This window comes from Nocardia sp. NPDC051929 (genome assembly GCF_044548645.1).
In the GTDB taxonomy this organism is placed as follows: Bacteria; Actinomycetota; Actinomycetes; order Mycobacteriales; family Mycobacteriaceae; genus Nocardia; species Nocardia sichangensis.
Genome location: NZ_JBIUCG010000031.1, coordinates 51730 through 77679, shown reverse-complemented (window position 1 = coordinate 77679; position 25950 = coordinate 51730). Strand labels below are relative to the sequence as shown.

The 25950-nt window shown below is 67.7% G+C and carries 27 protein-coding genes; 15 read left to right on the top strand and 12 right to left on the bottom strand.

All coding sequences use genetic code 11. The features are described 5' to 3' along the window. Positions 1-44 precede the first annotated feature (44 nt). A complete protein-coding gene (locus ACIHAX_RS34000; protein WP_356969778.1) occupies positions 45-860 on the top strand; it encodes an acyl-ACP thioesterase domain-containing protein in 816 nt (271 codons plus the stop codon). On the opposite strand, the gene ACIHAX_RS33995 is transcribed toward ACIHAX_RS34000, so the two are convergent. Together ACIHAX_RS33995 and ACIHAX_RS33990 are read right to left on the bottom strand one after the other, a co-directional pair. Next, on the bottom strand, positions 857-2305 hold the full coding sequence (locus tag ACIHAX_RS33995; RefSeq protein WP_397281727.1) for a mannitol dehydrogenase family protein: 1449 nt from the start codon (positions 2303-2305) through the stop codon (positions 857-859). The two genes, ACIHAX_RS34000 and ACIHAX_RS33995, sit on opposite strands and share 4 nt — an antisense overlap. Before the next feature lie 97 nt (positions 2306-2402). Further along, positions 2403-2579: a hypothetical protein gene (locus tag ACIHAX_RS33990; protein ID WP_364438599.1), complete on the bottom strand. Its 177-nt coding sequence runs from the start codon at positions 2577-2579 to the stop codon at positions 2403-2405. 273 nt (positions 2580-2852) lie between these two features. Between ACIHAX_RS33990 and ACIHAX_RS33985 the strand changes: the two genes are divergently transcribed. From ACIHAX_RS33985 to ACIHAX_RS33975, 3 genes are read left to right on the top strand one after another with little or no spacing between them, the layout of a single operon-like run. After that, positions 2853-3332, top strand: a complete 480-nt coding sequence (locus ACIHAX_RS33985) for a DNA starvation/stationary phase protection protein (protein ID WP_364438596.1) — start codon at positions 2853-2855, stop codon at positions 3330-3332. Next, positions 3332-3772 carry an anti-sigma factor gene (locus ACIHAX_RS33980; protein ID WP_397281708.1) on the top strand — a complete coding sequence of 147 codons (441 nt, stop codon included), beginning with the start codon at positions 3332-3334 and terminating at the stop codon, positions 3770-3772. Before ACIHAX_RS33985 ends, ACIHAX_RS33980 begins: the two co-directional genes overlap by 1 nt. After that, positions 3762-4601 carry an RNA polymerase sigma factor SigF gene (locus ACIHAX_RS33975; RefSeq protein WP_355080756.1) on the top strand — a complete coding sequence of 280 codons (840 nt, stop codon included), beginning with the start codon at positions 3762-3764 and terminating at the stop codon, positions 4599-4601. The genes ACIHAX_RS33980 and ACIHAX_RS33975 overlap by 11 nt, the downstream gene beginning before the upstream one ends. Before the next feature lie 6 nt (positions 4602-4607). On the opposite strand, the gene ACIHAX_RS33970 is transcribed toward ACIHAX_RS33975, so the two are convergent. Next, positions 4608-4841 carry a hypothetical protein gene (locus ACIHAX_RS33970; protein WP_355080757.1) on the bottom strand — a complete coding sequence of 78 codons (234 nt, stop codon included), beginning with the start codon at positions 4839-4841 and terminating at the stop codon, positions 4608-4610. A gap of 292 nt (positions 4842-5133) precedes the next feature. On the opposite strand from ACIHAX_RS33970, the gene ACIHAX_RS33965 reads away from it, so the two are divergent. Then, positions 5134-7245, top strand: coding sequence for an AMP-binding protein (locus tag ACIHAX_RS33965; protein ID WP_397281705.1), 2112 nt, complete (start codon positions 5134-5136; stop codon positions 7243-7245). A gap of 24 nt (positions 7246-7269) precedes the next feature. On the opposite strand, the gene ACIHAX_RS33960 is transcribed toward ACIHAX_RS33965, so the two are convergent. Both ACIHAX_RS33960 and ACIHAX_RS33955 read right to left on the bottom strand, forming a co-directional pair. Continuing rightward, the gene (locus ACIHAX_RS33960; protein WP_397281703.1) at positions 7270-8634 is read right to left on the bottom strand and encodes a wax ester/triacylglycerol synthase family O-acyltransferase; all 1365 of its coding nucleotides are present in this window, start codon (positions 8632-8634) and stop codon (positions 7270-7272) included. A 182-nt stretch (positions 8635-8816) separates the two neighbouring features. After that, positions 8817-9467, bottom strand: a complete 651-nt coding sequence (locus tag ACIHAX_RS33955) for a DUF6968 family protein (RefSeq protein ID WP_355080761.1) — start codon at positions 9465-9467, stop codon at positions 8817-8819. A 199-nt stretch (positions 9468-9666) separates the two neighbouring features. On the opposite strand from ACIHAX_RS33955, the gene ACIHAX_RS33950 reads away from it, so the two are divergent. Next, entirely contained in the window at positions 9667-10161 is a 495-nt protein-coding gene (locus ACIHAX_RS33950) for a hypothetical protein (protein ID WP_355080763.1), read from the top strand. A gap of 57 nt (positions 10162-10218) precedes the next feature. On the opposite strand, the gene ACIHAX_RS33945 is transcribed toward ACIHAX_RS33950, so the two are convergent. From ACIHAX_RS33945 to ACIHAX_RS33935, 3 genes are all read right to left on the bottom strand, one after another. Next, positions 10219-10983 carry a hypothetical protein gene (locus ACIHAX_RS33945; RefSeq protein WP_355080765.1) on the bottom strand — a complete coding sequence of 255 codons (765 nt, stop codon included), beginning with the start codon at positions 10981-10983 and terminating at the stop codon, positions 10219-10221. Between the two features lie 193 nt (positions 10984-11176). Beyond that, on the bottom strand, positions 11177-11560 hold the full coding sequence (locus ACIHAX_RS33940; RefSeq protein WP_356969765.1) for a helix-turn-helix transcriptional regulator: 384 nt from the start codon (positions 11558-11560) through the stop codon (positions 11177-11179). 130 nt (positions 11561-11690) lie between these two features. After that, on the bottom strand, positions 11691-12176 hold the full coding sequence (locus ACIHAX_RS33935) for a nitroreductase family deazaflavin-dependent oxidoreductase (protein WP_397281700.1): 486 nt from the start codon (positions 12174-12176) through the stop codon (positions 11691-11693). Positions 12177-12353: 177 nt separating this feature from the next. Between ACIHAX_RS33935 and ACIHAX_RS33930 the strand changes: the two genes are divergently transcribed. Beyond that, a complete protein-coding gene (locus tag ACIHAX_RS33930) occupies positions 12354-13214 on the top strand; it encodes a mycofactocin-coupled SDR family oxidoreductase (RefSeq protein ID WP_356969761.1) in 861 nt (286 codons plus the stop codon). Positions 13215-13235: 21 nt separating this feature from the next. Here the strand turns inward: ACIHAX_RS33930 and ACIHAX_RS33925 are convergent, their stop codons facing one another. Together ACIHAX_RS33925 and ACIHAX_RS33920 are read right to left on the bottom strand one after the other, a co-directional pair. Next, the gene (locus tag ACIHAX_RS33925; protein WP_397281698.1) at positions 13236-13814 is read right to left on the bottom strand and encodes a TetR/AcrR family transcriptional regulator; all 579 of its coding nucleotides are present in this window, start codon (positions 13812-13814) and stop codon (positions 13236-13238) included. Between the two features lie 81 nt (positions 13815-13895). Continuing rightward, positions 13896-14771, bottom strand: coding sequence for an LLM class F420-dependent oxidoreductase (locus tag ACIHAX_RS33920; RefSeq protein WP_355080775.1), 876 nt, complete (start codon positions 14769-14771; stop codon positions 13896-13898). 334 nt (positions 14772-15105) lie between these two features. Between ACIHAX_RS33920 and ACIHAX_RS33915 the strand changes: the two genes are divergently transcribed. The 7 genes from ACIHAX_RS33915 (at position 15106) to ACIHAX_RS33885 (ending at position 22412) form a co-directional block, all read left to right on the top strand. Then, positions 15106-16308, top strand: a complete 1203-nt coding sequence (locus ACIHAX_RS33915) for a cytochrome P450 (protein WP_397281695.1) — start codon at positions 15106-15108, stop codon at positions 16306-16308. 61 nt (positions 16309-16369) lie between these two features. After that, positions 16370-16597, top strand: coding sequence for a ferredoxin (locus ACIHAX_RS33910; protein ID WP_355080160.1), 228 nt, complete (start codon positions 16370-16372; stop codon positions 16595-16597). Further along, on the top strand, positions 16597-17148 hold the full coding sequence (locus ACIHAX_RS33905) for a nuclear transport factor 2 family protein (RefSeq protein ID WP_355080159.1): 552 nt from the start codon (positions 16597-16599) through the stop codon (positions 17146-17148). The genes ACIHAX_RS33910 and ACIHAX_RS33905 overlap by 1 nt, the downstream gene beginning before the upstream one ends. Before the next feature lie 5 nt (positions 17149-17153). Next, positions 17154-18404, top strand: coding sequence for a hypothetical protein (locus tag ACIHAX_RS33900; RefSeq protein WP_356965575.1), 1251 nt, complete (start codon positions 17154-17156; stop codon positions 18402-18404). Between the two features lie 25 nt (positions 18405-18429). Continuing rightward, positions 18430-20031: an acyl-CoA synthetase gene (locus ACIHAX_RS33895; RefSeq protein ID WP_364436344.1), complete on the top strand. Its 1602-nt coding sequence runs from the start codon at positions 18430-18432 to the stop codon at positions 20029-20031. A gap of 1 nt (position 20032) precedes the next feature. Next, on the top strand, positions 20033-21154 hold the full coding sequence (locus ACIHAX_RS33890; protein WP_397281692.1) for a dihydrodipicolinate reductase: 1122 nt from the start codon (positions 20033-20035) through the stop codon (positions 21152-21154). 31 nt (positions 21155-21185) lie between these two features. Beyond that, positions 21186-22412, top strand: a complete 1227-nt coding sequence (locus ACIHAX_RS33885; protein ID WP_397281690.1) for a cytochrome P450 — start codon at positions 21186-21188, stop codon at positions 22410-22412. Positions 22413-22471: 59 nt separating this feature from the next. Here the strand turns inward: ACIHAX_RS33885 and ACIHAX_RS33880 are convergent, their stop codons facing one another. Then, a complete protein-coding gene (locus ACIHAX_RS33880; RefSeq protein ID WP_364436353.1) occupies positions 22472-23836 on the bottom strand; it encodes a cytochrome P450 in 1365 nt (454 codons plus the stop codon). A gap of 173 nt (positions 23837-24009) precedes the next feature. Between ACIHAX_RS33880 and ACIHAX_RS33875 the strand changes: the two genes are divergently transcribed. Then, entirely contained in the window at positions 24010-25209 is a 1200-nt protein-coding gene (locus tag ACIHAX_RS33875; RefSeq protein ID WP_397281687.1) for an MCE family protein, read from the top strand. Here the strand turns inward: ACIHAX_RS33875 and aztA are convergent. Continuing rightward, positions 25206-25901: a zinc ABC transporter ATP-binding protein AztA gene (gene aztA / locus ACIHAX_RS33870; protein ID WP_397281684.1), complete on the bottom strand. Its 696-nt coding sequence runs from the start codon at positions 25899-25901 to the stop codon at positions 25206-25208. The genes ACIHAX_RS33875 and aztA overlap by 4 nt on opposite strands. Between the last annotated feature and the right edge of the window lie 49 nt (positions 25902-25950).

Below are 25950 nucleotides of genomic sequence, written 5' to 3'. Positions count from 1 at the left end.
ATCCGGTCAAAATGCCTAATAAAACGCGACATCTTCTCGTGTAGATGACGATATGGGCAGTGCTGCCCACAACTGTGGCAAATAGCTGGCATCATCCGGGCATGGGCATTCCCAGCGTGCTGCCGGAACCGCCGGCCGTCCTGACTCCGTTCGAGACGGGATGGCCCGTGCGCCTCGCCGACACCGATCGTGACCAGCGCCTGCGACTCGACGGTGTCGCGCGCTATCTGCAGGACGTCGGCTACGACCATCTCGAGGTCCTCGAGGACGGCGATATCCATCGCCTGTGGGTGATCCGCAGGACGGTGATCGACGCGCTCAAACCGCTCGGATTCGGCGAGTCGGCGACGTTGCGGCGATGGCCTTCGGCGACGTCGACCCGGTGGTGCACGATGCGGGTCCAGATCGGCGGCAGCGCTGGTGGGCTGGTGGAGACCGAGAGCTTCCTGATCCATTTCGGCACCGAATCGGGCGTACCCGCGCGGATGAGCGACCGGTTCCTCGCCCCCATGCTGGCCTGTACGACCGAGCACCGGCTCCGCTGGAAAGCCGAGCTCACCGATCCCATGCCCGCGGCGGGCGAGCCCGGGGTGCAGATTCGGCCCTTCCCGCTACGGGCCACCGACATAGACCTGCTCGACCATATGAACAACGCGGTCTACCTCACCGCGCTCGAAGAAGTCCTGGCCGACTACGCCGAACTGAAATCGGGTCCGCACCGTGTGGTGGTCGAGTACGGGAAACCGGTGCGATGCGGCGAGGACGTCGAGCTCGTCGCCCGACGGACCGACTCGAGCCTGGACGTGTGGTTCGCGGTCGGCGCGGACTGCCGGGCGGTCGCCCGCGTCACCCCGCGCTAACCGGCCAACTGTTCGACGGTCGCGTGCGCGCCCCTGGTGCGCAGGCTGTCCAGAGCCGCCAGATACGCGGTCACGAACCGGGGGTTGTCGACCAGGTCACCGAACAAGGATCGCTCGCCGAGGAAAGCGGTGGGCTGCTCGCGCTGCCGCCGCGCGAGGGGGACCAGCCGGTCGCGGAGCCGGTCAACGACCTCGATCGGGTGCCCGTGCTCGTCCACGCCCTCGGCATAGCGTGCCCAGCTGGCGACGACCGCCGCCGCGCAGTCGATCGGGCCGCCGCTGCCGAGCTGCGCCCGGACAACCGGAAGCAGCCACTTCGGGATCCGGTCGGAGGATTCCGCGCACAGCCGGGCGATGGTGTCGCCGATCGCGGGATTGGCGAACCGGTCGAGCAGCGTCCGCTTGTAGTCGCCCAGGTCGACCCCGGGGACCGCGCGCAGCGTCGGCGTCGCCTCGGCGTCCATGTAGCGGGTCAGGAACCGCCGGAAGACCGGATCCTGTGCCGCTTCGTGCACCAGCCGATAGCCGCTCAGGTACGCGAAATAGCACAGCGCCTGGTGGCTCGCGTTCAGCAACCGAAGCTTCATCAGTTCGTAGGGAGTGACGTCGGCGACGACCTGCACGCCCACCTCTTCGAAGGCCGGACGGCCGAGTCCGAACGAATCCTCCAGCACCCACTGCGCGAATGGCTCGGCGACCACCGGCCAGCGGTCGGTGAGCCCGTAGCGCCGCTCGATCTCGCCGGTCGCTCCGGGCGGGGTCACCGGGGTGATCCGGTCCACCATGGAATTCGGGAAGCGCACCTGCTCCGTCACCCAGGCTCCGAGCTCCGGATCGCGCAGCGCGGCGAACGCGCCGAACATCCGGCGCGCGACGTTCCCGTTGCCCTCGATGTTGTCGCAGGACAGCACGGTGAACGGCGCGATATCGCGGGATCGGCGGCGGGCCAGCGCCTCGGTGACGAGCCCGAAAACGGTACCGGGCGGAGCGTTCCCGGCGAGATCGGCGCGAATTCCGGGGTCATCCGGGTCGAATTCCCCGGTAGCGGCGGCGATGTGGTAGCCACCTTCGGTGATGGTCAGTGAGACGATCCGGGTCGACGCAGCGGCGAGCTTCGCCACGACGGTCCCGGGATCGTCCGGCGCGTACCGGTAGTCGACCAGCGAGCCGATCGCGCGCGTGGTCCACGTGCCGTCCGGCGCGACCGTCGACAGCGTGTACAAGCCGTCCTGCGCCCGCAGCACGTCGCGCATGCGTCGATCGCCGGGCAGCACGCCGACTCCGCAGATACCCCACTCGTCCCCGAGGCCGCGTTCGAGCAATCGGTCGACGTACATCGCCTGGTGCGCTCGATGGAAGCCGCCGACGCCGAAATGCACTATGCCGGTGGTGATCCGGGATCGATCGTAGCTCGGTGTCGAGATCCGATCGGCGAAGTCGGGCATCGTGGCCGCCCGTAAGGGCGTGGCTGTCCGTTCCGGCATACCGCGCCTCCCCGTGTTGTGTGGATCACACCATAGTGCAGCAGGAGTCCGGAACCGGTCAGCCCTGCGGAGGCGGCAGCAGCGAATCCATGCCGTGCCGTCGAGCGCCGAGTACTCGTTCGCAGTTCGCTCGCTCGACGTCGGCGGAGAACTGCTCGGTATCCCGGCGCGCCCGTGCCGGAGTCGGCGTCGCCGATGGGCCGGCCGCCACGTCCGTGTGCTCTTTCTCGGTCATACCTCACGGTGCCCGGAAACCGGTCAAGTCAGCAACAATAGTTGCCGATATGGCAAAAATCTGTGGGTGCTCGCTCATTCCGGGGCGGATGACGGTACGCCCGCCGAGCTGGCGGTCACCGCCGTTCTCGTGCTCTTTCTGGCCGCTGCGCGACCGGCGAGGGGCCGGGGCGCACACCCCGTTTCGTCCGGCCGCGGAAGCTACCGGGGGGTTTATCGCCGCAGAGCTGGGTAGACCGTCGGTGTCCCGATCGATGGCAGAAAGGTTCAGCGCATGTCGCAACCCATCACCAGTACTTTGGACCCGGAGCAGCAGCGCATCGCGGGCGAAACTCTCCAGGCGACGGTGGTCGACCTGATCGACCTGTCGCTGATCGCGAAGCAGGCGCACTGGAACGTGATCGGCACCAACTTCCGGTCGGTGCACCTGGCGCTGGATGAATTGGTGACCGTGGCACGGGAGTTCACGGACTCGGCCGCGGAACGCGCCACCGCCGTGGGAGTCAGCCCGGACGGGCGCGCCGCGAGCGTGGCCAAGGATTCCGGCGCGATCGGCATCGGCGAGGGCTGGCAACAGGACACCGACGTCATCGACACGATCGTCGGCAACCTCGCCGCCGTGATCAAGCGGCTGCGTGAACGCATCGCGGCGACCGAGAAGGCCGATCCGGTGACCCAGGATCTGTTCCTGGCGATCGCGGCGCGGCTGGAGCAGTTGCACTGGATGTGGCAAGCGCAGCTCGCCACGGTGTGATGCGGGTGATCACGTGCGCGTTCGGCGCGCCCGCCACGGAGACCGCCACGGTCACGGTGCGGATCCCCGCCGACGCGCGACACCTCGCCTTGATCCGCGCGATGACCGACACCGTGTGCCTGGTCGCCGAGGTTCCGCTCGACGCCGCCTCGGACATCCGCTTGGCGATCAACGAGGCGGTCACGATGCTGCTGGCGGACGCCATGCCGGGCTCGATGCTCGGCTGCGCGTTCACCTACGGCCTCGGCCGGATGAGCGTGCGTGTCGACGCCGTCGCCGTGGTCGGCGGCGAGCTCCGCAGCGATCCGTTGAGCTGGGAACTGGTGCGCATGCTCACCCGATCCCTATCAATTTCCCGTGACCCTTTTGATTCCGAAGTCGGCGGGTACCCGACCGTTATCGAATTCAGTTGGGAACGAGGACCATTTGATGAAACGTGAGTTCACGACCGACGGAAATGACACGGCGAGGCGCACCCGCGGGGGCGACAGCTACGACAACATCGAGCCGTGGTTCGAGAAGATGGCCGCGATGGACGAGGGGGATCCGCACCGCGCGGCGCTGCGCGAGGAGGTGACCCGGCGGTGTCTTCCGCTCGCCGAGCACATCGCCAGGAAGTTCTCCGGCCGCGGCGAGAACTACGAGGACCTGCTGCAGATCGCCCGGGTCGGGCTGGTGCTCGCGGTGGACCGTTTCGATGTCTCGCGCGGCAGTTCCTTCCTCGGATTCGCGGTCCCCACCATCATGGGCGAGGTGCGCAGGCATTTCCGCGACAACACGTGGTCGTTGCGAGTGCCGCGCAGGCTCAAGGAGATCCAGCTGCGCGTCGGCCCGGCCACCGAGACGTTGTCGCATCGCCTCGGCCGGATGCCGACGGCCAGGGAGATCGCCGAGGAGTTGGACGTCGACCTGGGCGAGGTCACGCAGGCGCTCATCGCGGGCAACGCCTATCAGGCCAATTCGCTGGACGCGGCAGGCCGAGAGGAGGGCGACGGTGCGCCGCAGTCGCTCGCCGACACGCTGGGCTCCGAGGAGCCGTGCTACGACCTGCTGGAGCAGGCGATGGCCGTGCGTCCGCTCATCGCCGAGTTGCCGCCGCGCGATCGGCAGGTGCTGGTCATGCGCTTCTACGAGTCGCGGACCCAGAGTCAGATCGCCGAAGAGCTGGGTGTGTCCCAGATGCAGGTGTCGCGCATTCTCGCCAGGATTCTCAAAGACCTGCGCGAACGCGCGCTCGGCCCGGAAGAACTCGTTTCGAGCGCGGCCTGAGTTCGCTCACGTGCGTGGACGAGCGGCCGCGCCGGTCATCGGTGTGGCGGAGACCTCGCCGGTCCAGCCGCAGGGCAGGGCGCAGCTGGCGATGATCTTGGTCTCCAAGTCGCCGTTGTCGTAGCGCAACGTGGTGCTCTCCGCGTAAGCGGGATATCCGCACGCTCGGCATTTGCCGAAGAAATCGAGGATCTCCTCGGCGCGGGCGTGCGCGATTCGTCGTGCGGGCTTGTCGTCCATAACCTCTCCAGCCAGCGTTCGGTCCTGCCGAGCAGGCGTCTGTGACGTTAGGTCGGAGGTCGCCGCCCGGCGGGAGTTCGGATGATCGTTGGGCTGATTCACAGGCGTCGCGCGGGTGATTTGGGCCGGTTCCCAGGTTCAGGTGAATGCTGGGCAATCGCAGCGTATTTCCTGCGTGTCGCTGGTAGTAGCGACGATGCCCTGGCTACTTGACCTCGCTTGTGACTGACGTTACAAAGGAGCTACCCGCCGACCCGAAGTTCTTCGAACCGGCCGACGAGAAGTGCACAAGTTGGTTACCGATGTCATCGACGTAGTCGCCGAATTCGCGATCGCCCGCAAGACCATCTGGGATCTGCTACTCGAACCGCAGACTTATCCGCGCATGTTCACCGGTATCGGCGCGTGCGAGCAGATCCAGTCCGCCGACGGCAATGTGGTCTGGCAGATGCGCGTCGGTACCTACGGGTCGGGCATACGCACCCACCAGATCCGGATCAGCGTGGGCCGGTGGTACGAGAGCTTCGAGATGCAATACGCCGCACTGGGCAGCTTCGCGTCGGTGCGACTGCACGGCGACGAGGACCGCACCAAGGTCACCGTCACGTATTTCGCGCCGAGCCGGGTGCACCCGCGGGTGAGCGAGCTGTCCAATGTGGCGATCGGCGAGTGGACCAAGGCCGGACTGAAGCGGGTGGCCGACGTCGCCAAGGGCGCGCGGACCTCCTTGGTCGTCAACGGCGAGGATTCGCCGATCCGGCGCAACGCGGGTGTGGCGCGGCAGATGGTGGCCACCGGCGTCGTGTTGCCGGTTCGTTTCGATCGGACTCTCAAACAGCTGCGCTCACTGGCGAAATGGGGTTTCAACCTGGCGGGCGGATACGCCGCGGGCGCGGCGTACGCCCCGGAGCGGACCGCGATCATCGACGACCGCGGCACCCGGTCCTTCGCCGACATGCACGAGCGCACCAACGCGCTGGCCGCGGCGATGGCCGCGCACGACCTCGGCCCGGGCGACGCCATCGGCCTGCTGGCGCGCAACCACGCGGCCATGGTCGAATGCATGGTCGCCGCAGGCAAACTGGGTGTGGACGTGGCACTGCTGAACGCCGGGCTGGCGGGCCGCACCATCGAGGAGATCGTCCAGCGCGACCGCCTGTCGGCGCTGTTCGTCGACGGTGACCTCGAGGAGTTGGTGCGCTATCTGCATACCGACATCCCGCGCTACAACACCGACGAGCGTCCGCCGGTACCCGACCGGACGACCGTGGACCAACTGGTGGCGGAGGGGCACACGACTTTCCGCACCCCTGCCCAGCCGGGACGGCTCGTCGTGCTCACCTCCGGGACCAGCGGGACGCCCAAGGGTGCGCGCAGGCCGCATCCGAAGGGCTTCGGGTCCATCGCGGCATTGCTGTCGCGCATCCCGATGCAGATGAACGAGACCATGCTGATCCCGGCGCCGCTGTTCCACACCTGGGGGTTGGCCGGCCTGCAACTGAGCACCGCGCTGCGCGCGACCGTGGTGCTGGCCGAACGGTTCGACGCGGAGGACTGCCTGCGCCGCATCGCCGAGCACCGGGTCAACACGGTGATCGTCGTGCCGACCATGGTGCAGCGCATCCTCGACCTCCCCGCGCACGTGCGTGCTCGCTACGACACCACCAGCCTGCGGCACATGATCAGCTGCGGTGCGCCACTGGCAGGCGCGACCGTCGAGCGGTTTATGGAGGCCTACGGCGACGTGCTCTACAACGTCTACGGATCCACCGAGGTCTCCTGGGCGACCATCGCGACCCCCGAGGACCTGCACACCTCGCCGACCACGGCGGGACGCCCGCCGCTGGGCACCAAGGTGGCCGTGCTCGGGCCGGACCACCGCAGACTCCCGATCGGCGCCACGGGACACATCTTCGTCGGCAACCACATGCTGTTCGACGGCTACGTCAACTCCGCGCCACCGGACGAGGCGCACGGCATGCTCGACACCGGCGACCTCGGCTACCTCGACGCCGCGGGCCGGTTGTTCATCGCGGGACGAGACGACGAGATGATCATCTCCGGTGGCGAGAACGTCTTCCCGCGTCCGGTCGAGGAGGCGCTCGCGCACCTGCCGCAGGTCAGTGACGTCGCCGTGGTCGGTGTGCCGGACCACGAATTCGGCCAGCGGCTCGCGGCGTTCGTGGTGAAACGCGAAGGGTCCGGCCTGGATTCGGACATGGTGCGCACCTACATCCGCAACCGCTTGAGCCGCTTCTCGGTGCCGCGCGACGTCACCTTCCTCTCGGCGCTGCCGCGCGGCGACACCGGCAAGATCCTCAAGCGTCTGCTGGCCGGTCCCGGCGCGGCCGAACCGGAGCTGCCGCCGTCGATCAACGGTCTGGGCACCGCGGGATCACCCTGACCATCCGGCGGCAGCGCCCGGCGGTCAGTAGACGGTGTCCTCCAGGTCGGTCAACGCGGATTCCAGGTGATCGAGCAGCCTGGCCACGTCCGGCACGCTGCGGCGGCAGGCGACGATGCCGATGTCCAGGCTGTCGGCATTGCTGGTGAGGGTGATGTTCACCGCCTGCCCGTCGAGCGGGATCGACAGCGGGTAGCTGGCCGCGACGCGGGCTCCATTCCAGTACTGCGGTTCACGCGGTCCCGGAATATTGGAGATGACGATGTTGAACGGCGGGCTGGTCAGCGCGACCGTGGCGGGAAGCAGCAGTGACAGGGCGAGGGGACTGAGCGTCAGCGCCGACAGCGAGACCGCCTGGACGGGGGACAGCGCGCGGTAGATCTCTTTGCTGCGATGCATCGAGGAGCTGATCGCCGCCAGCCGCGCGGCCGGGTCGGGCAGGTCGGTGGCCAGATTGCACAGCAGCGCCGCCACGGCGTTGCCCCCGCCGTCACCGTCGTCGGATTCGGGACGCAGCGAGACCGGCACCATGGCGATCAGCGGCTTGTCCGGCAAGGCGACGTGTTCGAGCAGGTAGGTGCGCAGCGCACCCGCCGACATCGCCAGCACCACGTCGTTGAGCGTGGTGCCGGTCATCTTCTTGACCTGGCGGATCCGGTCCAGCGGCCACGAGCGGGCGGCGCAGCGGCGGGCCCCGCCGATCGGGACGTTGAACATGGTGCGCGGTGCGGCGAAGGGCAGCGTCAACTGCTGTTCGAGCAGCGCGGTACGGGCCAGGCGCAGGGCCGAAGGCGCCGAGCCCGCCGCGGCGAGCAGGGCGCGCGCCCGGGTGCCGAGCGTTTGCCGCTGCGGGGGATCAGGGCGGTGCCCGGTCGAAAGCGGGAGATGCCAGGGCACCAGCGCTTCGCCGGATTCCGGGTCGGTGGTGAGCGTTCGCTGCAATAGGCGCTGGGCGCCGACGCCGTCGATGAGGGCGTGGTGCATCTTCGCGTACAAGCCGACCCGATCGCCGGCGAGCCCTTCGACCAGATGCGCTTCCCACAGCGGCCGGTGACGGTCGAGCAGGGTGCTGTGCAATCCCGCCGTTACTTCGGTCAGGGCGTCCAGGCCACCCGCTTCCGGCAGGGCCCACCGCTGGACGTGGTAGTCGAGCTCGACGGCGCTGTCCACGGTCCAGGCAAGCTGTGGAGTGCCGAACAGGCGAGCCGGGCGCTTGCGGAACGTGGGGTGGAAATTTCGGTCGGCCGCCAGCGTGGCGTACGCGCGCCGGGCGAATTCGGGTCCGGTGCCCTCCACGGGGTCGAAGATGGACAGCGAACCGACGTGCATCGGATGCTCGCGTGATTCCGCGATGAGAAACAGGGCGTCCACCGGCGAGATGAATTCCATGGGCAGTTCCCTCCTGGCGACGCCGCGGCCTCGCCACGGTCTGGTTCCGGACATGGGGACGGCCGCCGGACTGCTCATGGCGCTGGGAGATCTACGCCGGTCGAACGACGATCCCCAACCGATGATTCGATGCCGAATCCGTACCGGCTGGGCGGTTCGTCGCGAAATTGTGCGCGCGGGCCTCAGGACAGGCGGCTGACCGGCCAATCCTGCGGCAGTGCGAGGCGTTCGCTGATCATGCTGATCGCGCTGTGCAGGGCCTGGATCTCATCGATGCCGCTGGCCAGCGACGCGCCCTGCTTGCTGATATGGAACCGGCACAGGTGCTTGCGCCGGTCGGCCGCCAGATACGGCCTGCCGATGATGATCGACAACGAGCTGTCGGCTTCGTAGAGGGTGCGGGCCGCGATGAGCGCCTGCGGCTCGTAGGCGACCGTCGTGGCGGCACGCGAGGGACGGGTGGGCGCGGCGGGGAAGCCGGGGTCGGACGGCTCGGTCACCGCGAAGTGCGCACCGTGGCTGTTGGCCTGCCGCAGCTCTTGGGCGATGTCCTGGAACGCGCGGTAGAGCGCGGCGATGGAATCGACGCCGTGCGCCCATCGTTCGCCGATTCCCTGGATGCGAAAACCGCACACCACACCGGTGTCACCCGGTGCCATCTGCGGTTTCCCCACCTCGATGGAGACCTCTCGCGTGGCATCGGAGACGGTTCGGGTGGCGATCACCTCCCTGATCCGCCGCCATCTCATGCTCGCGATCGCACCGCCGTGTTCGGATTCGCGCACTGCGGGCGTGGTCGTGTCACCAGTGACCCGCGCCGGTATCGCTCTCATGATGTCTGGAGTACCCAAGTTGGACCCTCGTTTACCCTGCGGTTCGAGGTGACCTGGAACGCAGTGTGAAGACACGCCGTATCGGCAAAAGGGCTACCGGACGGTTAACGCGCCTCGCGTTTGGCAGGCTGTCGCCGAGGGTGTGATGGTGGGGCCGCGACGATGAGGAGGGGCGGACGAAGTGGTAACGATTGCGCAGTTGCGAGCGGTTCTGTCGATCTTGCGCGTCGACCCGGACGAGGTCGGCGCACGGGCGGATGAGACCGGTCTGCACGGTCCGGACGCCGAACGTGTCCTACTGATCGGTTTGCTACACCGGATCGCGAGCAGCGAGCTGCGCGACGTCGTCACCACCACGATGGACGACGAGGAGGCCGCACGGGCCGCCGCGGTCAGCACCCTGCCGGTGAACGGGGAGAACCCCACGGAGCAGGCGCGTTTCGACGCGCACTGGCTGCACGACCGTATCGGCGCGCTGGCGGCGGGCACCACCGTGGAACCGGTGCCGGTGTTGCTGGACGCCGCCGCGCGGTCTGCGGACGCGGCCGAGGTCCTGCTGTTGCTCAGCCGCAATCCCCGTGGCCACGACGCGGACACCAGATGGGAGCGTGCGCTCGACGATCTGGGACGCGCCTATCACTTGATCAACGACGAGCGCGTGGGTCGCTCGAACACGACGACCGCGCCGTTGTAGCGACGCGGTCGATCGGAAGTCCGCCCGGCGGCGCGCTGCTGCGCCGCCGGGACACGGCTACTTGGTTTGGGCCGGAGCGGTTTGGACGGGCTTGTCGGCGAAGCGGGTAGTGCCGTCGGCCGCCTGCAACGTGGTGAGCAGGTCGACACCCGCCACGACGAGCGTGGGCCCGCCGACCGCGATGGTTCCGAGGATGCCGCCGAGGCTCGCGCCGGTCAGCAGACCGGCCACGCAGCCCACGGCGATGGTGACCAGGCAGCCGATCGTGGCGCCGATCGCGGTGCCGACGAAACCGCCTATGGCGGTGGCGAGCCCGAACTGGCTGGCGAATTCGTCACGGGCGCGCTGGTTCTCGGTCATGGACGCGACCGGCTTGGCCACCAGTGGCTCGGTGATCGCGATGCCCTCCGGCCTGGACGGCTTCAGCTCGAGCACGGTGCTGTCCTTCTTCAGCTCCGGGCGCACCGGAATGGCGGTCCCCGCGATCCGGAAGTCGAGCGGCAACGTCATCGCGACGTGGCCGTCGCGGTCCCGGATGTCTACCACGTCGATCACTTGCGCGATGTCGGCCGGGGCGCCCCCATGATCGACGAGCACCCCGTCGCGCTCGGTTAGTCGCGTGTTCTCGTCGCCCGCGGGCTGATCGCGCAGTGCCTTGGACAACTGGAAGGTTCCGCCCCGGAGCGCGGCGACCACCGTCTGGTCGACGATCTTGGCCGAGTAGGTGATGTCGGGAGCGGGCTCGCCGTGGGCGACGCCCGCGCCGACGGTCAGCGAGCCGATGGCGAGTATCGCTGCCGCAGTGATGCCGCGGAGTTGCATGTTACGTCCATTCCTTCATCGGGTTAACACCTGCGTCCAGCACGGCCGGACCCGCGCACTCCGGCGGCGCAAGAGCAGTCGTCTAGGGTCGCTGAGCAGCCTAGCAGCGCCCACAGCTACCGATGAGCGTTCCGGCTCGACCGGTCGGAGATATCGAAAAATTCTCCGACCGGCCGAGTTTCGGATCCGGCGCTCAGCGCGCCGTGGCCAGTTCGCTTGCCCGCTCGGCGCGCAGGATCGTCGCGCTGGTGCCGGGCGGCCACTCGAGTCCCGCGTCGAGCCGGTCGAGCACCTCGGTACCAGGCCGTGGATTGCGGGACCGCTCGATCTCGCTGATCACCTTGGCCGGCGGGCCGCCGTTGCCCGCCACATCCGCCTGGGTCCACTTCATCTCGCGCCGCCGCGCACGCACGCGCGTGGCGAGCCCGTCGAGATCGAGCACGATGGCCGTCTCGACCTCGTCCGGGGGCAGCGGCGCCGGTCGCGCCGGTGCGCCGTGCTCTTCCTGCTGGTGCTTCTCCCGCAGCATTCCGGCGGTGATCAGCCTGGACCGTTTCCGCCTACCCATCTTCGCCACACGCTCTCCCATCCTCGGTCGAGTCGATCGATTGCGTCGCACTGCTCCGGCGGGCGGGCGGCGCCCATCGCGCCGGGAACGCTGAACATCATGGGGGAGGGTGGCCGCGGACCTCGCTCGACGCGCCGGGTCAGTGCGGCCGGTCCTCCGGCTGAAGAATGAGCACCGGGATCTCGCGCTCGGTCCAGGATTGGTAGGTGTCGAAGTCCGCGTAGAGGGCTACGAGCAAGGGCCACAAGCGATTCTTCTCCTCCCGGCTCGCCACGCGGGCGCGGACGCGTCGGTGCTCGGCCCCGACCTGTACCCGGGTCACGGGATGTGCCAGGAGATTGAAGTACCACTGGGGGTGATTCGGCAACCCGCCTTGCGAGGCGACCACTACCAGATCGGCGCCGTCGACGAGGTACAGCAGTGGGACGGTGAACAACTTGCCCGATCTGCGACCCCGATGCTCGAGCAGCAAGGTGGGTACCGGCTCGCGGAAGCCGGCGCCGATCCGCCATCGCGCGCCGACGCGCCCTCCGGTCCGGCGGTACGCCCAGGTCTGCGCTCTGGACATGTATTTGATGACGGTCGTGACCAGCGGGGAGTCGAGGTTGCGTGGCCGCTTGGGCATCAACGATCACCCCGCTCGGGCCGGGATGCGGCCGCGGAATCGGGTGCGGTGACGAGTGATTGATCCATACCTTTGTCCGTAGTATCGTCCAGACAGATGTCCGGTTACTATTCCATATATGTGCGGCGCGTGTCGCGGGGGGTGACGGGAACCGGCGACGAGCACGGTGGAGGAAACATGGATCGGGTCAGCGGCAAAGTCGTCCTGGTGACCGGTGCGGGACGGGGGCAGGGCCGCAGTCACGCGGTCGCCTTGGCCGAGGAAGGCGCCGACATCATCGCCTTCGATATCTGCGCCGACATAGCCAGCAACGAATACGCACTGGCGACCGAAGCGGATCTCGCCGAGACCAAGGAACTGGTCGCCAAGACCGGCCGTCGGGTGGTGGCCGCACAGGTCGACGTGCGCGATCGCCCCGCGCTGCAAGCGGCGATCGCGGCGGGCGTCGCCGAACTCGGGCGCTTGGACGTGGTCGTGGCGAACGCCGGGATCTGCCCGCTGGGCCACCATGTGCCGTTGCAGGGCTTCGTGGATGTCTTCGACGTCAACTTCGTCGGCGTGGTGAACACCGTGCACGCCGCGCTGCCGCATCTGGGCGCGGGCGCCTCGATCATCGTGACGGGATCGGTCGCGGGCCTGGTGCCGCAGACCGGATTCAACGGCCAGCAGGCACTGCAAGGTCCCGGCGGCGACGGCTACGGCCTGTCGAAGAAGATGATCCGTTCTTATACGCAGACTTTGGCGTTGACGCTGGGGCCGAGCTCGATCCGCATCAACGCGGTGCATCCGACCAACGTCGACACCGACATGCTGCACAACCCGGGGATGTACCAGATCTTCCGTCCCGACGTACAGAACCCGACGCGCGAGGACGCCGAGGTCACCTTTCCCTTCATGCAGGCCATGCCGATTCCCTTCGTCGAGTCCTCGGACATCTCGCACGCGGTCACGTTCCTGGCCTCCGACGAGTCGCGCTACGTGACCGGTTTGCAGATGTTCGTCGACGGCGGCGCGTCGCTGAAATTGGGCCTGGCCTGAAGTGACGCGGAACGCGCCGCGTCACTTCAGGATGAGCATCGCGGACCGCTCGATGCGGTCCGCGATGTCGGAATACGATTCGTAGCCCATCCCGGCATGGACCAGCGCACCCGCGTAGAGCAATTCGAGCGATTTCAGAATATCCGCGTCGGGATTTCCGGACAGCGCGTGCGCGAGGCGGGTGCGAATTTCCAAGCCGATGCGCGACCGCAAATGCTCGACGTCGGGATCGCGGCCGAGCAGCGCGCTGGTGACCGCGCCGGACAATTCCGGTTCGTCGGCGACCAGCAACGCGATGCTGCGGAGTTCGGCGATCACCCGCACGGTGGCGTCCGGATCCTCGCTCACAGGGGAGGGTTGTGCGCGCAGCCTGCGCCAGAAGATCTCCGCGACCAAGTGCTCCTTGGAGGAGAAATAGGTGTACGCGGTGGCGGTGCCGACCTTGGCGTTGGCGGCCACCATCCGGATGGTCATGCCGGCGTAACCCTCCCGGGAAAGCACTTCCAACGCCGATCTGGTGAGCTTGTCGACGGTGTCGGCCTGCTTTCCGGACAAGCGCCGCCGCGTGGCTTCGACGGTTCTGGAATCGCTTTCGGACATGTGTCTAGATGGTAGTGTCGTTATTTCGTTCGAGCAACTTTCCTGCTGCGGAAATAGTTGTGTGTTCGGCCACGTGATTCGCTACGGCCGGCTCGCCGCGCCGAGCGGCGGGCCGATGTCGGTCAGTTTGCCGGACAACCGCTCGAGGTAGGCGCACACCGCGGGCTCGTCTTTGTCCGGCAGTCCGTACACGACGTCGGTGACGCCGGCGCGGTCCCACTCGGCCAGGCGTGCGGCGTCGGGTTTGTAATCCAGGGCCACCACGCGCGGACGTCCGGGCCGCCCGGCCTGCTGCCAGATCTCGTGCAGCAACGCGAGACGATCGGAGATCTCCGTTTCCCCCGGGGTGGTGATCCAACCGTCCGCCGACTCGGCTATCCAGCGGAAGGTGCGTTCGGTGCCCGCCGCGCCGATCAGCACCGGCACCGAGCGCCGGACCGGTTTCGGCCACGCCCAGCTCGGGCCGAAGCGCACATACTCGCCGTCGAAACCGGCCTCGTCCCGGCTCCACAGCGCCCGCATCGCCGCCAGGTATTCGCGCAGCACGGTGCGTCGCTTGTTCGCGGGTACTCCGTGATCGGCGAGTTCGTCGGTGTTCCAGCCGAATCCGGCCCCCAGCACGACCCGGCCACCGGAGAGGTGGTCCAGTGAGGCGATCGTCTTGGCAAGGGTGATCGGGTCGTGCTCCACGGGGAGCGCGACGGCGGTGGCCAGCTCGATGCGTTCGGTGACTGCCGCCGCCATGGACAGTGCGACCCACGGGTCCAGCGTGCGCAGGTAGCGGTCGTCGGGTAGCGACGCGTCGCCGGTCTGCGGGTGCGCCGCGTTGCGCGCGACCGGGATGTGGGTGTGCTCGGGGACGTAGAAGGAGGCGAACCCCGCCTGCTCGGCCGCTCGGGCCGCCGCGGCGGGAGTGATGCCGCGGTCGCTGGTGAACAGGACGATGCCGAATCGCATGGAAATCCTTGTCTGGTCGTTCGGCGAGCTGTCGTGCGCTGCCCGCGTGACGGCATCGGCGAAGGTGGCCGCGTGCTGCGAACCGCCGTGTCTGGACAGTTGTATGGAATATAGTCCGATCGCCGAGCTGCCTACAAGAACGTGTTCTTGATTCGTGGTGTGTGTCGGCCTGGCGATCGGACGGCGGATTTCTTTCCGCGAGATCGCTTGTTCGGGATTGTCCTGAAAAACTGTCAGTGGTACCGTCCAGACACATGTCCAGCTATGTGTCTCTACGGAGCGTTGGGTGGACGATCCTTGTTGAGAACTTGTTATCGGTTTTGGAGTGTGGGCGATGACGGCTGTGGTGGGGCCGCTGGTGTTCGACCCGTATGACTACGGGTTTCATGAGGATCCGTATCCGGTGTATCGGCGGCTGCGGGAGGAGGCGCCGCTGTATCACAACCCGGATCTGGGGTTTTGGGCGTTGTCGCGGCATCCGGATGTGGTGGGGGCGTTTCGTGACAGTGTGCGGTTGTCGAGTGCGAACGGGGTGTCGCTGGATCCGGCGGCGTGGGGTCGGCACGCGCATCGGACCATGTCGTTTCTGGCGATGGATGATCCGCGGCATCTGCGGATGCGGCGGTTGGTGTTCAAGGGGTTCACGCCGAAGCGTGTCGCGCAGATGGAGGACCGGATCCGGGAGTTGACGCTGTCGTATCTGGAGCCCGCGGTGTCCGGTGCCGTCTTCGACTGGATCGATGAGGTCGCGGGCAAGTTGCCGATGGATGTGATCTCCGAGCTGATGGGGGTGCCGGTGGTGGATCGGGGGGAGATTCGCCGGTTGGCGGATCTGGTGGTGCACCGTGAGGACGGTGTGCTGGATATCCCGATGGCGGCTGTCGAGGCTTCGATCGAACTGCTGGGCTACTACACGGAGATGGTGGCCGAGCGTCGGCGCGCTCCGAGAGAGGATCTGACCTCGGCGTTGCTGGATGCGGAGATCGGCGGTGACCGGCTCACCGATGCGGAGATCATCGGTTTCCTGTTCTTGATGGTGGTGGCGGGTAACGAGACGACCACCAAGTTGCTGGGTAATGCGTTGTATTGGGGTGCGCGTTATCCGGGGCAGTACGCGAAGGTCGTCGCGGATTCGGGTTTGGTGTCGGACTGGGTGGAGGAGACCTTGCGTTATGACACCTCGAGTCAGATGATCGCCCGCACCGCGACCGAGGACCTCGCGTATCACGGTGGGGTGGTTCCGGCGGGGGCGAAGGTGTTGTTGCTGATCGGTTCGGCCAACCGGGATGCGGCGGTGTTCGAGGACGGTGACAGTTTCCGTCTCGATCGTGCCGATCGGTCCGGGCTGGTGAGTTTCGGTGCGGGTGTGCATTTCTGTTTGGGGGCGCACCTGGCCCGTGTGGAAGCGACGGTGGCGCTGACGGAGTTCGCGTCGCGTGTGCGGTCCTACGACGTCCTCGAATCCGGGATCGCGCGGGTTCATTCGTCCAATGTGCGTGGCTTCGCGCACCTACCCATCACCGTGGAGACCCGATGAGCCGTCCATCCGACCGGATCCGTATGCCGGGATCGCCGCGCAGGCCCGTGTGGAGCCGGTCATGAGAATCCGCGCCGATCTCGATCTGTGCCAAGGGCACGCGGTCTGCCAAGCCGAGGCTCCCGAGGTGTTCACGGTGCCCAGACGCGGGCAGGTCGAGATCCTGCACGACGTACCGGACGCCGAACTCCGGCCCGCCGTGGCGGACGCGATCCGTTATTGCCCCACTCGAGCCCTGTCGATCGCCGACGAAGGCGCGACCGACTCCTCTCCGAAAGGTACCGACTGATGCCAGCTTTCGACCGCGCCGAGCTCGACGAGATGATTCAGCGCTGGATCGTGGAGAACCAGCGCTGCGAGGAGAAGGGGGACTGGAAGCCCCTCGCGCAGATGTACACCGAGGACGCCACCTACGGCTGGAACTACGGACCCACCCAGGAATTCATGGCCGTCGGACGCGACGAGATCCGCGAGCTGGCCCTCGGCCAGGAGATGGCCGGCCTGGAGGGCTGGACCTACCCCTACCAGGAATTCGTGGTCGACGACCGCACCGGCACCGTCATCGGGTTCTGGAAGCAGATCAGCGAGGCGACACGTCCGGATGGGCGCAACTACTCGCCCGAGGGCATCGGCGGTAGCTGGTTCCGCTACGGCGGCGACTTCCAATGGTCCTGGCAGCGCGACTTCTTCGACTTCGGCAATGTCTCGGCGCTGTTCGTCGAGATGATCACCGACAAGGCGCTCACCCCGGGGATGCAGAAGCGCATCGAGCGCTCGGTTTCCGGCGCGCCGCTGCCCGGCTGGTATCGCGTCGGCGAATCGCCCGCCTCGCTGTGGTGACCGACATGGCCGGACCTCAGAGCCGTTTCGCCGACCTGGACCGCGACACCCTGGCCGCTCTGCTGCCCGAACTGCTGCTGTGCGGGCACCTCATCGACCGCTCCGGCATGGCGCACTCGATCGCCGCGTTCGGCCGCGAGGGCATGACCGAGGTCGCCATCGAGGAGTGGCAGGTGGCCAGCCCGGTCTACACCCGGCGCATGCAGCGGGCGCTCGGCTTCGCGGGTGACGGCGTGGAGACCATCTTCAAGGGACTGCAACTGGACATCGGCGCTCCACCGCAGTTCATGGACTTCCGTTTCCGAGTCGACGACCACCACCACGGTGAGTTCTGGCTCGACCACTGCGGTGCGCTCGCCGACGTGGAACCGATGGGCGAGGACTTCGTCGTGTCGATGTGCCACGACATCGAGGACCCGACCTTCGACGCGACCGCGCTGGCCACCAATCCGCACGCCCAGGTCCGGCCGATCCACCGCCCGCCCCGCCGTCCGGCCGATCGCAAGCCGGTGTGCGCGTGGACGGTCGTGATCGACCCCGCGCACGTACCGCCGCCGGTGCCTGCCAACGCCGACCTGGTCGCCGGGTCGGTGGCGGCCGGACTGGATCTGGCCGCGATCGACCCCGCCGACGAAGGGCGGCCGGACTACTCCGGCCCCTTGCTCAGCGATGTGCGTTTCGCGGATTTCTCCCGCTCCGCGCTGGTTCGGCTCGCCGACGAGGTATGTCTGCAACATCACCTGCTCACCCTGGGTTTCCTGATCGCGGTGCGCGCTCGGGTGGACGCCGACGCGGCGCTGGAGATCGGACGTAAACAGTTCGCGGGCATCGCCGGGCTCACCAGTGAACGCCTGCGCGATTGTCTCGGTCTCGGTGACGACGCCGCCGCGCTGGCGACGGTGCTGCGGTTGCACCCCGCTCTGAATCCTCTGCCGTACACCGGAATCGAGATCGTGCCCGCCGGTGACACGGTCACGGTGACGTTCCCGGCCGCCAGTGGCGCGCACACCGACGGCACGTGGCCTTCGATGCTCGACCCCGAGCACCTGCAGCCGCTGAACGCCCTGGTCCGCGGCGTGAACCCGCGTTTCTCCGCCGAGGTCCTCACCGCGGGCGAGGACGGCTGGCATGCCGCGATCACGCTCGGCGACACACCGTTCCGGGAGGCGACGGAGGTGGCGCTGACCCGGTTCAGCACCGGCGCGGCCTTCACCTTCACCGACCGGGGGATACCCCTTCCGCTCACCGTCGTCTGACCGCACCACGCAGAGATGGAACGACATGGCCAACAACTTCGCCGACCTCTTCGAGCACTCCGTGGACGCCATGCCCGAGCGGGTGGCTCTCATCCAGTCCGGCCGTCGCGTGACCTACCGCGAACTCGACATCCGCGCCAATCGGCTCGCGCACCATCTGGCGAGCATCGGCGTGGGCGCGGGAACGCACGTGGGTTTCCAGATGCACAACAGCATCGAGACGATGGAGACGCTGATCGCGTGCTTCAAGCTCGCCGCCGTCCCGATCAACATCAATTACCGGTACGGCGTCGCCGAACTGGCCTACGTCTACGAGAACGCGGATCTCGAAGTGCTCGTGTACCACTCCTGTTACGGCGCCGCCGTCCGGGAGGCCGGGGAGCGAACGCCCGGTTTGCGGCACATGATTCGCGTCGCCGACGAATTCTCGCCGGACATCGACGATGTAGCGACGTCGTACGAGTCGGCCGTCGCCGCCGGAGCGACGGACCGTCCGGTGGTCGAACGCAGCGCCGACGACCTGTTCATGATGTACACCGGCGGGACGACCGGCATGCCGAAAGGCGTCATGTGGCGGCAGGAGGACATGTGGCGCGTCCTCGGCGGAGGCATCGACTTCTACACCGGTGAACCGGTCGCCGACGAGTTCCAGCAGTCCCGCACCGGCGCCCGGATCGATCCGAGTGCCTGGCTGGTGCTGCCGCCGCTGATCCACGCCGCCGCCATGATGCCCACCTTCACCGCGCTGTGGTCGGGCAACACCGTGATCTTCGAGTCCCGCTTCGACGCCGGACGCGTCTGGCGGACCGTCGCCGAGCAACGCCCGCAGGTCATGGTGATCACCGGCGACGCCATGGCCAGGCCGCTGATCGAGGCGTATCGGAGCGAACCGGTGGACGCCTCGTCGCTGCTTGCCATCGCCTCCGGCGCCGCGCTGCTGTCGCAACCGGTGAAGAACACGCTGCTGGAGATGTTCTCGTGGGCGGTGGTCTCGGACTCCATCGGATCATCGGAGACCGGATTCGGCGGTATCGGGTTCGCCCAGAAGGACGACGATCCGGCGCGCGGCCCCCGCGTGCGGACCGGCCGCGGTGCGGTGGTCGTGGACGACGACGGCCGCCCCGTCGCGCCCGGTTCGGAAGGCTGGCTGGCCAAGACCGGCAACGTGCCGATCGGTTACTACAAGGACCCCGACAAGACCGAGAAGCTGTTCAAGTCCGTCGACGGCGTGCGCATGGTCGTCACCGACGACCGGGCCCGCGCCGAGACCGACGGGTCGATCACGCTGATCGGCCGCGGCAACATGGTGATCAACACCGGCGGCGAGAAGGTGTTCGTCGAAGAGGTCGAAAGCGTGGTGAAGACCCACGCCGCGATCTTCGACGCGGTGGTGATCGGCGTGCCGCACGAGCGCTGGGGGCATCAGGTCGCCGCGGTGGTGTCGCTGTCCGGGCCGGTCGAATTCACCGAGCTGCACGCGCACGTGCGCAAATTCCTGGCCGGATACAAAGTGCCCAAACAGGTCTGGGTCGCCGACACCATCGTGCGCGCTCCGAGCGGCAAACCCGACTACCGGTGGGCCGAACAGTACGTGGCCGGGCGAGGGCCCGACCACAAGGCGGACTGACATGATCCGGGTGATCCAATGGGCGACCGGCGGGGTCGGGCGGGCCGCCATCGAGGGCATTCTCGACCATCCCGAGCTGGAACTGGCCGGAGCCTGGGTGCACAGCGCGGACAAGGACGGCATGGACCTGGGCGAGCTGGTCGGCCGCCCGCCGGTCGGGGTGCGCGCGACCACCGATGCCGACCGCTTGCTCGCCACGCAGGCCGACTGCGTGCTCTACAGCCCGTTCATGGCCGACGCCGCGACGGTGCGCGCGATCCTGCGGTCCGGCAAGAACGTCGTCACACCGCTGGGCTGGTTCCATCCGCGCCGCGCGGAGCGGGAACGGTACGACGAGCTGTGCCGAGCCGCCGGAGTCACGCTGCACGGGACCGGAATACATCCCGGCGGCATCACCGAGAAGATCCCGCTGGTGGTGTCGGCGCTCTCGGGGGCGATCACCGCGGTGCGCGCCGAAGAGTTCTCCGATATCCGCACCTATGGCGCGCCCGAAGTGGTCCGGGACTGGATGCTGTTCGGCGCCACGCCGGAGCAGGCCGCGACCAGCGTCATGGCGAACGTGCTCGCGGGCGGCTACAGCCAGTCGGTGTGGATGATCGCCGAAGCGCTGGGCATCGCGCTCGACGAGCGGTTGCGGGTGACGCACGACATGGCGGTGGCCACCGCGCCGATCGATTCGCCCATCGGCCCGATCGCGCCCGGGCGCGTCGCCGCGCAGCGCTTCCGCTGGGAAGGGACCGTTCGCGGTACTCCGGTGATCACGGCCGCGGTGAACTGGTTCATGGGCACCGAGAACCTCGACCCGCCTTGGACCTTCGGACCCATGGGAGAGCGATACGAGGTCGAGATCGTCGGCGATCCCGGCGCGACGGTGACCTTCACCGGTATGCACGCGCACAGCGCCGCCGCGGGTCTGGTGCGCAACCCCGGCATCGTCGCCACGGCCATGCACTGCGTGAACTCGATCCCCTACGTCGTCGCCGCCGAGCCGGGTGTGCGCACGTATCTCGAATTGCCGCTGGTCGCTGGTCGCGCCGCCGCATGGCTGCGCGATGGTGACGCGGCCCGCGCGTCGGCCGCCGAGGCCGATCCCGACGCCGCGCGGCGCACTTCGCCGCGCTGACCGGCTCGCACGTTTCATCTAGGAGGTAGCAATGGCAGCTCCGGCATTTCCGGTCGGATTCGATTTCACCGACCCGGCGCTGTGGGAGAACCGAAGTCCGGTAGAGGAATTCGCTCAGCTACGCCGGACCGCCCCGGTGTGGTGGAACGCGCAATCCGACGAGACGTCCGGTGGTTTCCACGACGGCGGCTACTGGGTGGTCAGCAAGCTCGCCGACATCAAGGAGATCTCCAAGCATCCGGAGCTGTTCTCCTCGGAGCGGAAAGGGGCCATCATCCGCCTGCCCGGCGACATCACGCCGGAACAGATGGCGCTCACCGGCGCTCTGCTGGTGAACATGGACCCGCCCAAGCACTCCAAGATCCGGCGGATCATATCCAAGGGCTTCACGCCGCGGGCGGTGGAGAACCTGCGCGCCGCGCTCACCGAGCGCGCCGAGCGGATCGTGCACGAGGCCAGGAAGTCCGGCGGCGGCGACTTCGTCGAGCAGGTCGCCTGTGAACTGCCGTTGCAGGCCATCGCCGAGCTGATCGGCGTGCCGCAGGAGGATCGGAAGAAGATCTTCGACTGGTCGAACCAGATGCTCAACTACGACGACCCCGAGTACGGCGATCCCGCGATGGCCTCGGCCGAAATCCTCGGTTACGCCTGGAATATGGCCGAGCAGCGCCGTGCCTGCCCGGTGGGCGACATCGTGAGCGAGCTGGTGCACGCCGACGTCGACGGCGAGGCGCTCGGCTCCGACGAGTTCGGTTTCTTCGTCATCCTGCTCGCCGTGGCGGGCAACGAGACCACCCGCAATGCCATCACGCACGGGATGAAGGCGTTCGTCGATCAACCGGAACAGTGGGAGACCTACCGGCAGCAGCGTCCACGTACCGCGCCCGACGAGATCGTGCGATGGGCCACTCCGGTGACCGCCTTCCAGCGCACCGCGACGGAGGACCTGGAACTCGGCGGGCAGCGGATCCGGCAGGGTCAGCGGCTCGGATTGTTCTACAGCTCGGCGAATTTCGACGAGGAGGGCTTCGAGAATCCGTTCACGTTCGATGTCCTGCGCAATCCGAATCCACACGTGGGTTTCGGCGGCACCGGCACGCACTACTGCGTCGGCGCGAACCTGGCCCGGCTGGAGATCGATCTGATGTTCAACGCCATCGCCGATGCGATGCCCGGCCTGCGGCAGGTGTCCGATCCGGTGCGGCTGCGGTCCGGGTGGATCAACGGCATCAAGAGCTGGCGGGTGCGCTACGAGTAGCTGCCGGACGCGGGCTCCCCGTCACGCGACGGGGAGCTCTCGCGTGCCCGGCCACGTCGTCAGCTGTCGTGGTCCTCGCGGCGCCTGCGGTAACGGACGGTGCAGGGCTGCGCGAGCTGCACGACCATCTTGGAGTGGTCGTTGCGGTAGCTGTCCGACGGCTGGACCATCTCGAACTCCCAGTCCCGCAACAGCAGCGAGAAGATCGCCTTCAGCTGCATCAACGCGAACGCCGCGCCGACGCAGCGGTGGCGGCCCGCGCCGAACGGAATCCAGGTCCAGCGATTGACGAGGTCGGCTTGGTTGGGATCGATATAACGTCCGGGATCGAAAGCGTCCGGGTCCGGGAAGTCCTCCGGGATCCGGTTCGAGATCGCGGGAGTGGCGGCGACGTGATCGCCGGGCTCGATCCGATGACCGCAGACGTCGAATTCGCCGCGCGCCACCCGCATCAGGATGATCAGCGGTGGATGCAGGCGCAGCGTCTCCTTGAGCACGGATTCCAGCATCGGGATCTGGCGCAGCGCGCCGAAACTGATGTCCGAGCCGTCGGCGTAGAGCTCGTCGAGTTCGGTGACGACCCGGTCGAGCACCTCGGGGTGGCGCAGCAGTTCGATGATCGTCCAGGCCGCCGTGCCGGAGGTGGTGTGATGGCCCGCGAACATCATGGAGATGAAGATGCCGGTGATCTCGCTGGCGCTGAAGCGCGGTTCGCCGTTGTCGCCCGGGATCGAGATGAGCACGTCGAGCATGTCCCGGTCGTCCTTGCCGGTCGGCGGGTCGGCGGCCCTGCGGTCCATGATCCCCTGGACCAGTTCGACCAGCTCGGCCCGCGCCTGATCGCGACGGCGGAAACTCTCGATCGGGGCGTAGGGGTCGACGTAGGCCAGTGCGTCGGTGCCGCGTTCCAGGTCGTGGTAGAGGTGCGCGAAGCGGTCGTCGAGGTCGTTGCGGAACTTCAGGCCGATCAGGCAGGCCGAGGAGGTGTAGATGGTCAGCTCGGCGAAGAAGTCGAGCAGGTCGATCTCGCCCTCGTCACCCCAGCGCGCCAGCATCCGCTGCACCTCACGGGCGATGGTGGCGGCGTGCCCGCGCATGTGTTCGGCGCGCAGCGCCTGGTTGTGCAGCATCTCCTTGCGGCGTTCCGGGCTGGCGTCGAAGACGACGCCCTCGCCGAAGATCGGCTTCATGAAGGGGTAGGCGGCGGCCTGGTCGAGGTCGTCGTCGCCGGAGCGGAAGAAGAACTCGTTGGCCTCCGCGCCCGACAGCAGGATGACCTGGCGCCCGGCCAGGTCGAACGAGCCGACGTCGCCGCACTCCGCGCGGACCCGGCGCATCAGCCCGATCGGGTCGACGCGGAACTCCTCCAGATGACCGTGCTCGTGGTCGCCTCCGGATACCCGACGTGGTTTCACCAGAGTCATTGGAAATCCTTCCCCAGATAAGTGTCCAAGTTTTATGATGGACACGTGTCTGGACAGTACTACGGTTAGCGAGCGTCCGGCAAGCCGCGGACCGCGACCGTAGTCGGATGCCAGGGCCGCGGGTGTGCCGCCGTCGCGCACAGCCCGTGACGAGAAGTGATCGGTGGTTTCGAATGAGTTTCGGCAGCCAAACCGTGCTGGTGACGTGGCGGTTACTGCGGTTGAAAGTCGCCGGAGCGGCGTTGCTCCTGCTCATCGTCGCGGTAGTCGCGGTCGCCGCGTCGATGTACGCCGGACGTTTCCGCTCGACGGTGGCCGTCACCGTCGAGACGCCCCGCTCCGGTCTGGTGCTCGACAGCGATGCCAAGGTGCGGATGCGCGGCGTGGAACTCGGCAAGGTGAGCGCCGTCGAGTTCCGCGGCGACCGGGCGCGTCTGCACCTCGAGCTGGATCCCGAACTGCTGCGGCTGGTGCCCGCCAACGCGACGGTGGACATCCGCTCGACCACCGTATTCGGGGCCAAGTACGTGAATTTCGTGGTGCCGAGCGCTCCTTCGCCGACACCGCTGCGCCCCGGCTCGACGATCCGCGCCGAATCCGTCACCGTCGAATACAACACGCTGTTCCAGCGTCTGAGTGATGTGCTGGCGAAAGTCGAACCGGGCGAACTGAACGCCACCCTCGCCGCCTTGGACACGGCGTTGCAGGGGCGTGGCGACCGGCTGGGCGATCTGCTCGCTCGTTCGGACGACTACCTGCGGCAGATCAACCCGAGCCTGCCCGCGCTGCGGCGGGACCTGTCCGCTGCGGGCCAGGTCACCGGGCTCTACGCCGATACCGCTCCCGACCTGTTGCGCACGGCCGCCGACGCCACCACGATCAGCGGGACGCTCGCCCAGGGCGCGGAAGACCTGGACGCCGTGCTGCTCAACCTCGTCGGGTTGGCCGACACCACCCGGACGGCGCTGACCGAGAACGAGCAAGGACTCACCGCTGTGCTCGCGACCCTGCGGCCGACCAGCTCACTGCTCGATACCTACTCGCCCGTGGTGTATTGCGTAGTCGTCGGCATCGCGAAAGCCCTTCCCGCGGCCGAGGCCATCATCGGCGGATACAAACCCGGAGCCATCTTCAACGCCAGCTTCATGTACGGCGCTCAGCCCTACAAATATCCCGACGATCTGCCGAAGGTGAACGCGACCGGCGGGCCGCGCTGTGCCGGGATCCTCGACCGGGTTCCCGACAGCCACGCCGACTATGTGGTCACGGATACCAACGAAGGCGCGCCGTTCACTCCTTCCATGGCGGTCATACCGAACGCGCCCAAGGTCTTCCAGATCCTCTTCGCCGGTATGCCCGGAGTGCCACGCTAGTCGGCGGCGGCCGCTTCCGGTTCGGTGGTGGGTCCGCGCAGGACGGTGCGCGGGTCGCCGTGGTCGGTCACCCGGCCGTCCCGCAGCAGCAGGCAATAGTCGGCGCGCAGGGCGTCGTCGCGCCGGTGTGTGACGTGCACGACCGTCACGCCGTGGGCTCCGACGTGGCGGACGGCGTCGGAGATCTCCTGCTGCGCGGCCGAGTCCAGACCGGTGGTCGGTTCGTCGAGCAGCAGCAGGTCCGACTCCTGGGCGAGTGCCTGTGCGAGCATCGCCCGTTGGCGCTGGCCTCCGGAGAGGCTGTCGAGCCTGCGCTCGGCCAGGTCGGTGATCGCCATCCCGTCGAGGCACGCGCCGACGATGGCGCGATCTTCCCGGGTGAGACGCCGCCATGCGCCGCGCTGCGCCCAGCGTCCCATGGCGACCGTTTCGCGGACGGTGATCGGCAGATTGGGGGGAACGCCGCTGTGCTGCACGACGATTGCCGGTCGCCGGAGATGGTGGCGGCGCACGGTTCCGGCGGTGGGCGTGATGACGCCGGCCAGGACGCCGAGCAGGGTGGATTTGCCCGACCCGTTGGGTCCGACGAGTGCGGTCACCTGGCCGCCCGGGATGGTGGCGGTGAACTCGCGCAGGACCGGATGTCCCCGGTACCCGGCCGTCACCTCGGCGATATCGACAGCTGGCGGCATGTAACTCCCGTCCACTCATTGAAATGAAAACCGTTATCATTGTAGAGTG